This window comes from Mesorhizobium sp. M0870 (assembly GCF_040319775.1).
In the GTDB taxonomy this organism is placed as follows: domain Bacteria; phylum Pseudomonadota; class Alphaproteobacteria; order Rhizobiales; family Rhizobiaceae; genus Mesorhizobium.
Window position 1 is genome coordinate 131,985 of the sequence record NZ_JAMYOI010000010.1, and the last position, 13,551, is coordinate 145,535.

Genomic DNA, 13,551 nt, shown 5'->3' on the forward strand with positions numbered 1-13,551 from the left:
TCTAATGCGCGATGCCGGAGCCGGCCGCTTCGTCGATCAGCCGCCCGCTGGCGAAGCGATCGAGGTCGAAGGGGCGGCTGATGTCGTTGTGCTTGCCGGTCGCCAGCAACTGCGCCAGCAGCGTGCCGCCGGCGGGGATAGCCTTGAAGCCGCCCGTGCCCCAGCCGCAATTGAGGAACAGGCCGGGCAGCGGTGATTCGCCTATGATCGGCGAGGAGTCCGGCACGACATCGACGATCCCGGCCCATTGCCGCATCAGCTTGAGCTGGCCGAAGATCGGGAACATTTCCAAAAGACCGGCAATCACCTCCTCCAGCGTCGGCAGATTGCCGCGCTGCGCATAGGAAGGGATGCGGTCAAGGCCGCCGCCGATGACGATCTCGCCCTTGTCCGACTGGCTGACATAGACGCCGCAGCCGGGCGACAGCACCACCGTGTCGAGGATCGGCTTGACCGGCTCGGACACGCAGGCTTGCAGCGCATAGGAATTGATCGGCAGCCGGAAGCCGGCCTTTGCCGCCAGCACCGAAGAATGCCCGGCTACCGCCATGCCGATGCGGTCGGCACGGATCGCGCCACGCGACGTCTGGACGCCGCGACAGCGGCCGCCTTCGATGATGAAATCAGTGATCTCGCAGTTCTGGATGATATCGACGCCGAGCCGGCTCGCCGCCCGCGCGTAGCCCCAGGCGACGGCGTCATGGCGCGCCGTGCCGGCCCTGCCTTGCCAGATGCCGCCGAACACCGGGAAGCGCGCGTCCGGCGAAAAATTGTAGATCGGCGCCACCCGGCGCACATCCTCGGGAGAAAACAATTCGGCATCGATGCCGTTGATCTGCATAGCGTTGACGGTACGCGCGCCGATCTCCATCTCCGCGGTCGAGTGGCACAGATTGACCATGCCGCGCTGCGACAGCATGACATTGTAGTTCAGGTCCTTGCCCAGCCCTTCGTAAAGGCGGTGCGCCAGCCCGTAGAGCTCAACGCTTTCCGGGTAATAGTAGTTGGAGCGCACCACGGTGGTGTTGCGGCCGGTGTTGCCGCCGCCGATCCAGCCCTTTTCCAGCACAGCGACCCTGGTGATGTTGTGGTTCTTTGCCAGGTAATAGGCCGTCGCCAGCCCATGGCCGCCGCCGCCGATGACGATCGCGTCGTAGGCTGGCTTCGGCTCGGGCGAGCGCCAGGCCGGCTTCCAGCCAGTCTGGCCGGCCAGGCCCTCCTTGAACAGCGATAATGCGGAATAGCGTCTGGTCATGGCGTGCCGGACAGATCTGAATTTCTGAAGGGAACGTGAATCATTGCATGGTCTTTTGCACGGATGCCGCCGGTTCGATCGGTCATGCCCGCATCGCCTTGCCCAGTGGATCGTATGGCGACGAAGCGATGACGCGCGCACCTCTTTCGACGCCGACGATGTGGGTTGTCAACTGCGTATCGATCTCGGCCGCCTCGCGCTCGACCAGCGCCATGGCGAGGCTCTTGCCGACCGTATGGCCATAGCCGCCGGAGGTGACGAAGCCGGTGAGCCCGCCTTTGTTCCAGATGGGTTCGTAGCCGCTGGCATCGGCATCCGCCGCGTCGATTTCGAGCGTCACCAGCGTGCGCCGGGATTTAACCTGCCGCTCCTTCAGCGCCGCCTCACGGCCGATGAAATCGCCCTTGTCGAAAGCGATCCAGCGGCCCATTCCGGTCTCATCAGGCGTATAGTCCTGCGTGAACTCGCGTGACCAGATGCCAAAGCTCTTTTCGAGCCGCAGCGAATTGACCGCGCCGAAGCCATATTCGGTCACATCAAGATCCTTGCCTGCCGACAGCAGCGCACGGCGCAGGCCCGCGTGCTCATTGGCCTCGCAATGGATCTCGTAGCCGAGCTCGCCGATGACCGACAGCCGACCGACCTTGGCCCGCACCAGGCCGACATCCAATGTCTTGCAGGCGAGGAAGCCGAAAGCCTCGTGCGAGACATCCTGGTGTGTCAGCCGCTCGAGCAGCATTCGCGCATTGGGTCCGGCGAGCGAGAAACCGACTACCGCATCGGAAATGTCGCGGACGGTGACGCCGTCGCCCAGATGCTGTTCGAACCAGCGCATATGCCATTGGCGCAGATAGTAGGATCCCATGATCCACCAGGAGCCATCGCCCCAGTTGAAGACGGTGAGATCGCCCTTGAGTTTGCCGTTTTCGCCCAGCATCGGCGCGAGCTTGGCGCGTCCCGGCTTGGGCAGCGCACAGGCAAGCAGCCGGTCGAGCCAAGCCTCGGCCCGCGAACCGGTGATCTCGTAGCGCGAGAAAGCTGATATATCGAGCAGGCCGACACCTTCGCGCACTTTGCGGCATTCCTGTGCGACAATGTCGAAGGCGTTGGAGCGCTTCAGCGTCGGTGTCTCGACGAAGCCTTGCGGCGCGAAATAGAGCGGCACTTCCATGCCCCATGAATTGCCCCAGCGCGCGCCGGCGGCATCCATCGCGTCATGCGCGCCGGCTGTCTTCAAGGGCCGTCCCGCCGGCAGCTGCTCGTTGGGATAGCTCATGACGAAGCGGCGCGAATAGAACTGCCCGGTGGTCTGCCTGATGTATTCGCGGTTGGAGGCGAAGTCGCCATAGCGGGCGATGTCCATGCCGTAGACGTCGGCTTCCGGCTCGCCATGGATCATCCATTCGGCCAGCGACTTGCCGACGCCGCCGCCTTGCAGGAAACCGGCCATGACGCCGCACGCCACCCAGTAATTGGGCACGCCGCGCACCGGGCCGACCAGCGGATTGCCGTCCGGTGAGAAGGTGAAGGCGCCGTTTACCCAGCGCTTGATGCCGGCTGTCTCCAGGCAGGGATAACGGCTGAAGCCGAGCGCCAGCTCGTCGGCGATGCGGTCGGTATCTTCCTGGATCAGTTCGATGCCGTAGTCCCAGGGCGCCCCGTCCATGTTCCAGTGTTTGTGGTTGACCTCATAGATCCCAAGCAGAAGGCCTTTCTGCTCCTGGCGCATGTAGGTGAAGCCTTCGAGATCGACGATCAGCGGCAATTCCATGTCCAGCGCCTGGATTTCGGGCAATGCCTCGGTGACGAGATAATGGTGTTCCATCGGCGATACCGGCAGGTCGATGCCGGCCATCCTGCCGACCTGCTTGGCCCACAGTCCGCCGGCATTGACGACGTGCTCGGCAATCACCGTGCCCTTCTCGGTGACCACGTCCCAACCGCCATCGGCGCGGCGGTTGAGTTCCAGCACCCGGTTGTGCTCGATGATGTCGGCGCCGCGCAGCCTGGCTGCCTTGGCATAGGCGTGCACGACGCCTGAGGGATCGATATGGCCCTCGCGCGCGGCAAAGAGGCCTCCCAGCATGCCGTCGGTGTTGAGGATCGGGCAGCGCTGCTTGATCTCATCGACACCGACCAGGTGGACATCGTCGATGCCCATGGTCTGGAAGATGCGGTAGGAGGCCTTGAGCCATTCCCAGCGCTCGGGCGCCGAGGCGACCGAGATGCCACCGGTCATGTGCATGCCGATGCTCTGGCCCGATTCCTTCTCGACCTCGGAGAGCAGGTCGATCGTATAGGCCTGCAGGGCGGCGATGTTGGGATCGGCGTTCAGCGCATGGAATCCGCCGGCCGCATGCCAGCTCGATCCCGCTGTCAGTACCTCGCGTTCGATAAGCGCGACGTCGCTCCAGCCGAACTTCGCCAGGTGATAGAGCACCGAGGCTCCAACCACGCCGCCGCCGATGACGATCGCCCTGTATTGGGATTTCATCCTGTCGCACTCCACCCAGTCAGTGTGGCGTACCCTATCGGTATTGTACATATGTGTCCAGAGCTTGGCGGAGGACGGAATGAACGGTCCATGATGTCGCTTTGCGCCGATGCGGCAGAGGGGCGCCTCCGCTGCTATCGGCAGCAAACGTGCTTGCTATTTGGGCCGATGCGCGCCCGCGAAGTCGCCAGCCGCGGGGGCCGAACGGGCCGTACTATCGGTTGCGCGAAAGCGTTTTCTCGACATAGCGCGAGAAGTCTTCGACATCCTCCGCCGGAGGCTCCTGGCCGGTGAAGCTGCGCAGATAACCGGCGACGTGAGGCAGGCGGCTGCTCATCGGCTCGTTGAGCTCAAGCGAGTAATAGCCGATCTGCATGAAATACAGCACACGGGCTCGCACGAACGCGTCTTCTTCCTCATAGCCGTGGCGCATGAACATGTCGCGGATGGCGTTGACGCGCTCCTCGTCGGCCTCGTCGAGCGCGCGCCTGATGGCGGGCGAGCGGCGGGCCCAGGCCCTGATCGCGAAATCCAGCTGCGGATCGAACAGTTTTTCGTCCACCCAGCATTCGAAAATGCTCATCACCCCGCGGATGACGGTCGCGGAAGGCCGCCTGGCCCGTTCGACGATGAACCTGGTGTTGGTCTGCCGCCAGTAATCCAGCAATTGATCGAGCAGATCCTGTCGGCTCTTGAAATACCAGTAGAAGCTGGAACGCGACACATCGAGCTTCTGTCCAAGCGTCAGCACGCGGACGCGTTCGACCCCGTCAGAGATCAACGTTTCAAGCGCAAGCTTCAGCCAGTCTTCGCGAGTGGCCTTGATATTGCCGGTGGCGCCGGCGCGCTGAATCGTCGTTTCGAGAGCTGCCATCGACACGACGCATGACACGCTGCCTCAGGCAAATCAAGGCTATGGACATTTGTGTACAGACCAAATCGGCCCCAAGCCGAACGATGCATCGTGGCTGTTGGCTGCATCGAGGCTCGATGGGGCATTGTCGTCGCCCGCCATCCGCGCGGCGCAAGCGGGGATTTTTGTCGCGGCTGCTGGTTCACTGTTTGCTTTCCCGCGAGGCAATTGTCTGGCAAATACCAGTTCAGACAGATGCCCGCGCGGCCAACAAGCAGGAACATACGATATGACGCTGTTTCGAAAGAACCTCATCGATGGCGAGTGGGTCGGCGACGCCGGTTCGCGCAACATCAACCCCTCGGATACCGGTGACATCGTCGGCGATTATGCCTCGGCGGGTGTCGAACAGGCCAAGCAGGCGATCGCCGCGGCCAAGGCAGCGTTCCCGGCTTGGTCCCGCTCCGGTCCGCTGGCGCGTCACGCGGTGCTGAAAAAGGCCTCCGACGAGATTTTGGCGCGCAAGGACGAGATTGGCCGCAACCTGGCGCGTGAGGAAGGCAAGACGCTGGCCGAAGGCATCGGCGAGACCATTCGCGCCGCCCAGATTTTCGATTTCTTTGCCGGCGAAACGTTGCGTTTGACCGGAGAGGTCGTGCCGAGCGTGCGACCGGGCGTCGGCGTCGAGATGACGCGCGAGGCGGTCGGCGTGGTCGGCATCATCACGCCATGGAATTTTCCGATCGCCATTCCGGCCTGGAAGATCGCCCCGGCATTAACCCACGGCAACACCGTCGTCTTCAAGCCGGCGGAGCTGGTTCCCGAGAGCGCCTGGACCATTGTCGACATCCTGCATCGCGCCGGCCTGCCGAAGGGCGTGCTCAATCTCGTCATGGGCAAGGGTTCGGTGGTCGGTCAGGCGATGCTCGACAGTCCCGACGTCAACGCCATCAGCTTCACCGGCTCGGTCGGTACCGGCAAGCGCGTTGCCGCGGCAAGCATCGAACACATGCGCAAGTTCCAGCTTGAAATGGGCGGCAAGAACCCACTGCTCGTGCTCGACGATGCCGATCTTGCGATCGCCGTCGATTGCGCGCTCAATGGCGCCTTCTTCTCGACCGGCCAGCGCTGCACCGCGTCGTCCAGGCTGATCGTGACCGAGGCCATCCATGACCGTTTCGTCGATGCCCTCAAGGATCGCATGAGCAAACTGGTCATCGGCGATGCGCTCGACGCGCAGACCCAGATCGGTCCTGTCGTCGACGCGACGCAGCTGAAGCAGGACGAGGACTATATCGCCATCGGCGTCAGGGAAGGTGCCACGCTCGCCTTCGGCGGCGAGCGGCTCGACCGCAAGACGCCAGGCTTCTATCTGCAGCCGGCATTGCTGACCGAGGCCACCAATGCCATGCGCAGTTCGCGCGAGGAGATTTTCGGACCTGTCGCCAGCGTCATTCGCGTCAAGGACTATGACGAGGCGCTTTCCGTCGCCAACGACACGCCCTTCGGCTTGACCTCCGGCATCTGCACCTCGAGCCTCAAGCATGCCACGCACTTCAAGCGCAATTCGGAGGCCGGAATGGTGATGGTCAACCTGCCGACGGCGGGTGTCGATTTCCATGTTCCCTTCGGCGGCCGCAAGGGTTCGAGCTATGGGCCGCGCGAGCAGGGCCACTATGCGGCGGAGTTCTACACCACGGAGAAGACGGCCTATACGTTCGCAGGCTGATCGGCCGTCGACCGACCAGCCTGACTGATCGGTCACTGCCGACCATGCCGGCAACACCGCGATACACATCTGGATTGGAGCGGCGCGAAAGGATGACAGTGCAAGATCTGACCTGGCTTAACCCGCCGCCGCACCATTCTATCGACGGCGACAGCGTTCGTGTGCGCACCGGTAAGGAGACCGATTTCTGGCGCGAGACCTTCTACGGTTTCTGGCGCGACAACGGCCACTTCCTGCACCGGCCGGTCGAAGGCGATTTCAGCGCCGAAGTCACGGTCAAAGGCGACTACGAAGTCCTCTATGATCAGGCCGGGCTGATGGTCCGGCTCAGCGAAACGCACTGGATCAAGGCCGGTATCGAGTACACCGACGGCCTTGCCTATTTCTCCGTTGTCGTCACCAACGACACGTCAGACTGGTCGCTGGTCGCCATTCATGCCGATCCGAACGGCGTCAGGATCCGGTTCACCCGTCACGCCGAGGCGATCCGCGTCCAGTACCTCGATGCTTCCGACGGCCACTGGAAGCCTGTGCGGCTTGCCTATTTCCCGACCTCGAAGACGGTCGATATCGGCATGATGTGCTGTTCGCCGCAACGCGAGGGCTTTGAGGTAACGTTCTCCGATTTCTCCCTCGGTCCGCCGATATCGCGGGAATTGCACGATTGAGATGTGCGGTCTTGCGCTGAACCGCAAGCACTTCGACCTTTGCCGCGATCAAGTCTGTAGACCGCCGCGTGCCTCTGTCCGTGCCGGGAGTTGGTCGCGGCACTGCAGCCGGCGAGATCGTCAGCCAGTTGCGACGCCGCCAGACGGCTCGAAATTTTTAGCCCGGGTTCGGCTCAAGGCGAATATGCCAGGCAGTACGTTGCAACGCTATTGGCATCCGCGCTAGGAGTTGCCGATGGGCAGGTTTCGAAGGGCTGTCAAAAGAGTCGTCTATTCCAGGGCGCTAAGGTTTCTTGACGTTCCGCCCGTGCTGTGGTCGCAGGGCATCGGGCATTTCTGCGATTTCGCCGGGCCGCGCTGGTATCGCAACGCGCCAACTGCATCGACGCAGAGCGAGGCATTTTTCCGCCAACATTACAGCGGCGCGCATGGCATCGTCTGGCTGCGCCTGAGCACCTTGTCCAGGGATGCGCAAACCTGCGACCTCGACACGTTCGTCAGGATCGTGCTGCCGACGATCACGGCACCGTTCACGCTGCTGACGACCGACGGAGATGCTTCGGTGCCGTCGGATCTGGCGAAGGACACCGTCGACCAACTTCTCGCCAACCCTTTCCTGGTCTCTTGGTACAGCCAGAATTGTGACGGCACTCACCCCAGAGTGAAGCCTTTCCCGATCGGGCTCGATCTTCACACGCCTCGGTCCCTTGCCACGCCGGCAGGGCTTGTGAAGCAACTGGAAATCATACGCGCCCGGCAGGATCATGTGGGCCGCCGCCCGCCGAGGCTGTTTTCTGATTTCAGCATCAGCAATGGCTCGAGACAGCGCCGGGAACTGCTTGATGCCCTGGGCGGATGTCCGCATGTCGATTTCCTGACGAAACGCGTCTCGCAGCGCTCGATCTGGCAACTGTACTCACAATACCCGCTTGTGCTGTCCACCGAAGGCAACGGCCTGGACTGCCATAGGACATGGGAGCTGTTTTATCTCGGCTGCATCGTCGTCACCAAGAGCTCGCCGCTCGACTCGCTCTACCACGGCCTGCCGGTCATTATCGTCGACGACTGGCATGAGGTCAGGGACCCAGATACGCCGAGGCGCTGGATAGAGCAGGTCGCACATCTGACCGACCGGGGCCATGTTTGGGGACGCTTGCATCCGCAAACCTATCTCGAGCCCATTCGGCAAGAACTTCAGCACGCATCCCGATAGGGCAGGCCACGAAATTCCGCTTGGACGCTGTGCGAAGCGGGGCTCCTGCAAGCGATGTCGAACGATGCCGCTCCTCCATATCTGGCGGAGGCAGGATCATGCACCTGCCTCGTCCAGCCCCAGCCCGCCGCGGACGGCATCGCGGATGGCTTGGGGGCCGAACCTTGCCCAAACCGCTTGATGCGCGCGGATGCGCTGCCGTGCCCTGCGGTCGGCATCCAGGCAGAGTCCGACAGCCATTCCGGCAAGCCCTTCATCGGTATCCGACAGCAGCAGTTCCTCCCCGTCGACCAGATCCAGGCCCTCGGCCGCCAGAGGCGTGGCGATCACCGGCACGCCCCACGCCATCGCCTCCAAAATCTTGATGCGGGTGCCGCCGCCTGCCGCAAGCGGGATGATGGTGAGATGCGCTCTCGACAGAAGCGGCGCCATGTCTTCGGGGTCTTCGACGAGCTCCACGCCCCGCAATCCTGCCAGCGCTTGCACGGCCGTTGTCGGGTTGCGCCCAGCGAGAATCAGTGTCGCGGTCGGCAAGGCCAGTCGGATGCCCGTAAGTATGGAGCCGGCTAATCTCTGGACGGCGTCGACGTTTGGCGGATAGCCGAGATGGCCGACGAACAGGATCACCGGAAAGCTTTCGCCGGATCCGGGCTCGTCGGGCAGCGTTTCGGGGCTGTGCCCGGCGTGCGGAATTCCGTTTGGAACGACATCGATCGGCAACTTATGCCGGGAAAGCGCCATCAACCGCTCTCGATCCTGGCTCGAGCAGACCCAGACCCGGTCGACAAGGGCAATCGCTTTTCTCTCGAGACGCCTGATGCCAAGGCTTGGCGTGATCGTCGCCACCGCAGGCCGCTTCACATCGACGTGCCGCAACTGCCCCGCCAAGTCGGACTCGACGTTGTGCATGTCGAGGATGAGATGTTTCGTCAGTGCCCGCAAAGGCCGCAGCAGCTTGAACAGGCCGATGCCCTCGATCAGCACCGTATCGGGGCGGAAGTCCCGAACCAGTGCCTCCAGCCGCGTCAAGGCGACGCGCGAGATGCGACGCTCCGCCCTTATGCGCCACCACCCGATCGAGGCGGAGCGGGCCTCTCCCTTGATCGACAAGGCTTCGGTGCGGATCGACGGATCGGTTGTTTCCGTCGCCTGCGGCAGCACAGACACCAGGCAGACCGGGCCGAATTGCGCAGCAGACTCAGCATTGCGGTAGTTCCGCAAATCCGCGCCGGAGATCGGCGGAAAGGCCGGATCGTGGGACACAACCAGCACACGTCGCCCGGCTTTCGCCGCGGAGACAGCGTCGAGCGGTTGTGCGTCCGCGGGTTTCAAAGCGGACGCTCTGGGCTTTGCGCCGGAGGCTTCATTCCAGACGACATGCGCGACGGCCCCAAAACCACAACAATCGGCTTCGACTTGTTCAGCCGAACGCCGCTTTCGTCAAGCGCCGTATCGTCGCTGAATGTCAGATGCACCAGTTGCGCGCCCTGCCGAATGTCACCATCGCCTGGACCACGCCAACCAGCGGCCCGCCAGATGCTTCCATGATGAGGTGAGCCTTGTCCGCCGATAGGCGTCACCGGCCATCTTGATGCCTTGCGCCTGCGTCGGGAATGGATGGATGACGTCGGCCAGCGCCCGCATTCCCATGTCCGATTTGATCGCCAGCGACACCGCATTGATCATCTCGCCGGCATGGCTGGCGACGACCGTGGCGCCCAGGATGCGGTCGGACCCCTCCCTGACGTGGATTTTGACAAAACCCTCCTCCTCGCCGTCCATCACCGCACGGGCGACATCGTGCATCAGCACCGTATAGGTCTTGACCGGAATGCCGCTCTGGCGCGCCTCCGCCGGATAGAGGCCGACATGGGCGATCTCCGGATCGGTATAGGTGCACCACGGAATGACCAGTTCGCTCAGTTTCCTGCGTCCGAGAAACAGGGCATTGCGCACGACCATGCGGGCTGTCGCCTCGGCGGTGTGGGTGAATTTGTAGGCGAGGCAGACATCGCCCGCCGCATAGATGCGCGGATTTGTGGTGCGGAGACAGTCGTCTACCTTGATACCGTCGGCATCATATGCCACCCCGGCGTTTTCCAGGTCGAGGCCGTCGACATTGGGCGATCGGCCGATGCCGGTGATGATCTCGTCGACGGAAATCGTCGTCGTGACGTCGTCGCACACCAGGTCGGCGAGCTTCTTGCCGCCTTCCGTCCGCACCGCCACCACCTCGGTGTTGAGGCGAACTTCGACACCTTCGCGCGCCAGCGCGTCCGAAAGAATTTGGGCGGCATCGCGTTCCTCACCGGGCAGGAACATCGGTTCGCGCTGCGCCTGGATGACCTTCGCGCCCAGCAGGCAGAAGGCCTGCGCCGCTTCGCAACCGAGTGGTCCGCCGCCGATGACCAGAAGCCGCTTCGGGCACTCCGTGAGATCGAACATGGTCTCGTTGCTGAGATAGCCGGCGTCGGCAAGCCCCGAGATCGTCGGCAGCCTCGGGCGCGCGCCCGTCGCGATCAGCGCCTTTCTGAAACGCAAGGTTTGTCCGGCGACCGTGACAGCGTCCCTTCCGGAAAACCGCGCTTCGCCGAAATAGAGGTCGATGCCTTCGGAAATCAGGCTATCGGCGGCATCGGCGCGGCTGATCCGCTGCCGGATCTGCCGCATCCGCGTCATGGCGCGCTGAAAGTTGACGTGAAGACGGTCCGGCATGTCGCCGCCGAAATTCTCGGCGTCGCGCATGTCGGCATAAAGCCTTGCGGTGCGGATGATCGACTTCGACGGGATGCAACCGACATTGACGCAAGTTCCGCCGATCAGGTGGCGCTCGATGAGCGCGACCTTTGCGCCGAGGCCGGCCGCTTCGTAGGCGGCGGTCAGTCCAGCCGGCCCGGCACCGATGACGACGAGGTTGTAGGGACCGTCCGGTTGCGGGTTCTTCCAGTGCGGCGGATGGGCGCCCTTGATCAGCTCAATGTCGTTGTGATCGACAGGAAAGGCAGTAGCCCTGGTCCGGTCACGCGACATCGCCGCCACCCGAGGCCGGGCTTGCCGGCTGAGACAGCCAGCCGCCATTGAATCCGGCCTTGCGCAAGCCGTTGCGGATGTGTTGATTTGACCGCATCAGTCTCCAGATCAACCCTGACCGATGGTTCTCGATCATCATCACCACGATGCCTTGATCCAGCCCATAGTGGCCTTCCGACACCCAGCCGTGCCTCCCGAATTTACGCCGGTTCGCCAATGTCGGATTGAAACCGCTCGGCAGTCGGAAATTGTCGATCACCTCGGGGTAGCGATCACCGAGATGGCGCAACGCCGCCAGGCAGATCTCCGGGGCGAAAGGCAGTGATGCCGGATAGGACCAAGGCGCGATCGTCCCGTCATCGGGCCCGAACGGCGCGCCGCGCGCGGCATAGCCGGAAAACCGCCGGCGCTGTCGCTCCACGCTGGTGCGAAAACCGCCTGGCCCGTCGCCCGCCGAAAGACCCCAAAGGTTCTCGTCGTAGCCGCCATAGCCGTAAGGGTTGTGGCGTGCATAGTCGCGATGCAGATAGGTCGAGCGGCGGCTGTTTTCGAAATAGTCCGAGTTCTTCTCGCGCATGAAGGCGTCGCGGATGCCGGCGAAATCGATCCAGGCATGCGAGAACTGGTGCATGAACAGCGGACCGCCATACAGCACGTCGTAGCCGTAAATGTTCTCCCACTGATAGGTCGCCGTCCAGCCCTCGTAGCTGTTGTCCGAGGTCGGGCTGTCGGGCGAGGCCATCGACAGGACGTAGAGGATCGTGGCTTCGTTGTAGCCCTCCCAGCCATAGTGGAGAAAGCCGCTCCTCGGCTTCCAGCCTTGTCGCAAGGTCGGGCTTGAGCCTTGTGCCCACCGCCAGTCGACGCGCCGGTAGAGCGCCTCGGCCAGTTGGCGGATTTCGGCTTCCTCGTCATCGTCACCGGAGAAATAGGCGCCCGCCACCAGCATGCCCGATATCAGCAATGCCGTATCCACCATCGACAGTTCGCAGCGCCAGACGCGCAGGCCGGTCCGCATGTCGAGGAAATGGTAGTAGAAACCCTTGTGGCCGGTGACCTCCTCGCCATTGCCTTGCGAGCCGGCCGAGAAGAAACGCAGCGCTGCCAGCGTCAGCTTCGCGGCGGCATCGCGCGCCATCCAGCCGCGCTCGACGCCGACCGGATAGCTGGACAGCGCGAAGCCGACGACAGCGATGCTGGCCGGCGAATTCGGCCGCGAGGTGTCGGCGACCAGTCCGTTTTCGGGGTTCACGTTCTCAAGGAAATAGTCGAAGGCGGCGCGCTGATAGCGGTCCAGAAGCTCGTCGTCGGACAGCGCGCCAGGCTCGGCTCTAAGCAAAGCAAGCAAGCTCCCGCCGGATGGCTGCAGCGTCCGTCAACCGCCAACCAGTTGCCCCGCGCCGGCAGGTCATCACGCATGCTGAACTGTCATGCCGCGTCATAGCTTTCCCGCATAGCTTTGTTGCGTCAACGTCGATTCGACGTCTGGACTATACGCCCCTACGCTCCAGTTCGTTGCGTCGTCACGCGGAATTGAGATGCGTCCTGCCTCAGTAGGTGGCGCGGCCGCCGGAAACGTCGAACACGGCGGCGGTCGTGAACGAACACTCTTCCGAGGCGATCCAGCAGATCAGCGCCGCCACCTCGTCGACCTCGCCGAAGCGCGCCATCGGTATCTTGGACAGCATGAAGTCGATGTGCTCCTGGCTCATCTGCCTGAAGATCGCGGTGCGCACGGCCGCCGGTGTGACGCAATTGACCGTCACCTTGGTCTTGGCCAGCTCCTTGCCGAGCGACTTGGTCAGGCCGATCACCGCGGCCTTCGAGGTGCTGTAGGCCGAAGCGTTGGGATTGCCTTCCTTGCCGGCGATCGAAGCGATGTTGACGATGCGGCCATAGTTGCGCTCGAGCATGTGCGGGACAAGCGCCTTGTTGCAATAGAAGACGCCATTGATGTTGATGTCGATGACCTTCTGCCAATCTTCGACCGAGTAATTCCAGGTCGTCATGTTGGGTCCGGTGATCGCCGCACTGGTGACCAGGATGTCGACACCGCCAAGCGCTTCGATCGCCGACTGTTTGGCGCGTTCCACGCCGGCCGCATTGGCGACGTCAATGGCAACACCGTGGAGGCCGGGAAGGGTAGCCCTGGCCTGTTCGATCTGAGCAGGATCGCGATCCCAGACTGAAACCCGTCCGCCCTCTTCGACAATCCTCTGAGCCACTGCCAGACCGATGCCCGATGCGCCGCCGGTGATCACCGCCGCTCGACCGCTGAACCGTCCTGCAAAATTCATCGGCATCTGATT

At 63.0% G+C, this 13,551-nt stretch carries 10 protein-coding genes; 3 read left to right on the plus strand and 7 right to left on the minus strand.

The features are described from left to right. Position 1: 1 nt before the first annotated feature. From NKH97_RS14635 to NKH97_RS14645, 3 genes are all read right to left on the minus strand, one after another. Entirely contained in the window at positions 2–1,255 is a 1,254-nt protein-coding gene (locus NKH97_RS14635; RefSeq protein ID WP_352797531.1) for a sarcosine oxidase subunit beta, read from the minus strand. A gap of 82 nt (positions 1,256–1,337) precedes the next feature. Beyond that, positions 1,338–3,749: a GcvT family protein gene (locus NKH97_RS14640; RefSeq protein WP_023811550.1), complete on the minus strand. Its 2,412-nt coding sequence runs from the start codon at positions 3,747–3,749 to the stop codon at positions 1,338–1,340. A gap of 214 nt (positions 3,750–3,963) precedes the next feature. Beyond that, positions 3,964–4,623 carry a TetR/AcrR family transcriptional regulator gene (locus tag NKH97_RS14645; RefSeq protein ID WP_164779967.1) on the minus strand — a complete coding sequence of 220 codons (660 nt, stop codon included), beginning with the start codon at positions 4,621–4,623 and terminating at the stop codon, positions 3,964–3,966. Between the two features lie 268 nt (positions 4,624–4,891). Here NKH97_RS14645 and NKH97_RS14650 point away from each other — a divergent pair, with 268 nt between their 5' ends. From NKH97_RS14650 to NKH97_RS14660, 3 genes are all read left to right on the plus strand, one after another. Further along, positions 4,892–6,331: an aldehyde dehydrogenase family protein gene (locus tag NKH97_RS14650; protein ID WP_352797535.1), complete on the plus strand. Its 1,440-nt coding sequence runs from the start codon at positions 4,892–4,894 to the stop codon at positions 6,329–6,331. Between the two features lie 92 nt (positions 6,332–6,423). Next, positions 6,424–6,999, plus strand: coding sequence for a DUF1349 domain-containing protein (locus NKH97_RS14655; protein ID WP_352797538.1), 576 nt, complete (start codon positions 6,424–6,426; stop codon positions 6,997–6,999). 235 nt (positions 7,000–7,234) lie between these two features. Then, positions 7,235–8,212, plus strand: a complete 978-nt coding sequence (locus NKH97_RS14660; RefSeq protein ID WP_352797540.1) for a hypothetical protein — start codon at positions 7,235–7,237, stop codon at positions 8,210–8,212. A 96-nt stretch (positions 8,213–8,308) separates the two neighbouring features. On the opposite strand, the gene NKH97_RS14665 is transcribed toward NKH97_RS14660, so the two are convergent. The 4 genes from NKH97_RS14665 to NKH97_RS14680 all read right to left on the minus strand — a co-directional run bounded on the left by NKH97_RS14665 (position 8,309) and on the right by NKH97_RS14680 (position 13,545). Then, positions 8,309–9,544: a glycosyltransferase family 4 protein gene (locus NKH97_RS14665; RefSeq protein ID WP_352797542.1), complete on the minus strand. Its 1,236-nt coding sequence runs from the start codon at positions 9,542–9,544 to the stop codon at positions 8,309–8,311. Positions 9,545–9,709: 165 nt separating this feature from the next. Beyond that, complete coding sequence (locus NKH97_RS14670) at positions 9,710–11,242, minus strand: mercuric reductase (protein WP_352797545.1); 1,533 nt, start codon at positions 11,240–11,242, stop codon at positions 9,710–9,712. Next, positions 11,232–12,581, minus strand: coding sequence for a glucoamylase family protein (locus NKH97_RS14675; protein ID WP_128302893.1), 1,350 nt, complete (start codon positions 12,579–12,581; stop codon positions 11,232–11,234). Before NKH97_RS14675 ends, NKH97_RS14670 begins: the two co-directional genes overlap by 11 nt. Positions 12,582–12,792: 211 nt before the next feature. Further along, the gene (locus NKH97_RS14680) at positions 12,793–13,545 is read right to left on the minus strand and encodes an SDR family NAD(P)-dependent oxidoreductase (RefSeq protein WP_352797548.1); all 753 of its coding nucleotides are present in this window, start codon (positions 13,543–13,545) and stop codon (positions 12,793–12,795) included. Positions 13,546–13,551: the final 6 nt, after the last annotated feature.

Bases quoted from the DNA above. Each gene is read 5' to 3' on its own strand.
- NKH97_RS14635 (WP_352797531.1), bottom strand. From the start codon at position 1,255: ATGACCAGACGCTATTCCGCATTATCGCTGTTCAAGGAGGGCCTGGCC.
- NKH97_RS14640 (WP_023811550.1), bottom strand. From the start codon at position 3,749: ATGAAATCCCAATACAGGGCGATCGTCATCGGCGGCGGCGTGGTTGGA.
- NKH97_RS14645 (WP_164779967.1), bottom strand. From the start codon at position 4,623: ATGGCAGCTCTCGAAACGACGATTCAGCGCGCCGGCGCCACCGGCAAT.
- NKH97_RS14650 (WP_352797535.1), top strand. From the start codon at position 4,892: ATGACGCTGTTTCGAAAGAACCTCATCGATGGCGAGTGGGTCGGCGAC.
- NKH97_RS14655 (WP_352797538.1), top strand. From the start codon at position 6,424: ATGACAGTGCAAGATCTGACCTGGCTTAACCCGCCGCCGCACCATTCT.
- NKH97_RS14660 (WP_352797540.1), top strand. From the start codon at position 7,235: ATGGGCAGGTTTCGAAGGGCTGTCAAAAGAGTCGTCTATTCCAGGGCG.
- NKH97_RS14670 (WP_352797545.1), bottom strand. From the start codon at position 11,242: ATGTCGCGTGACCGGACCAGGGCTACTGCCTTTCCTGTCGATCACAAC.
- NKH97_RS14680 (WP_352797548.1), bottom strand. From the start codon at position 13,545: ATGCCGATGAATTTTGCAGGACGGTTCAGCGGTCGAGCGGCGGTGATC.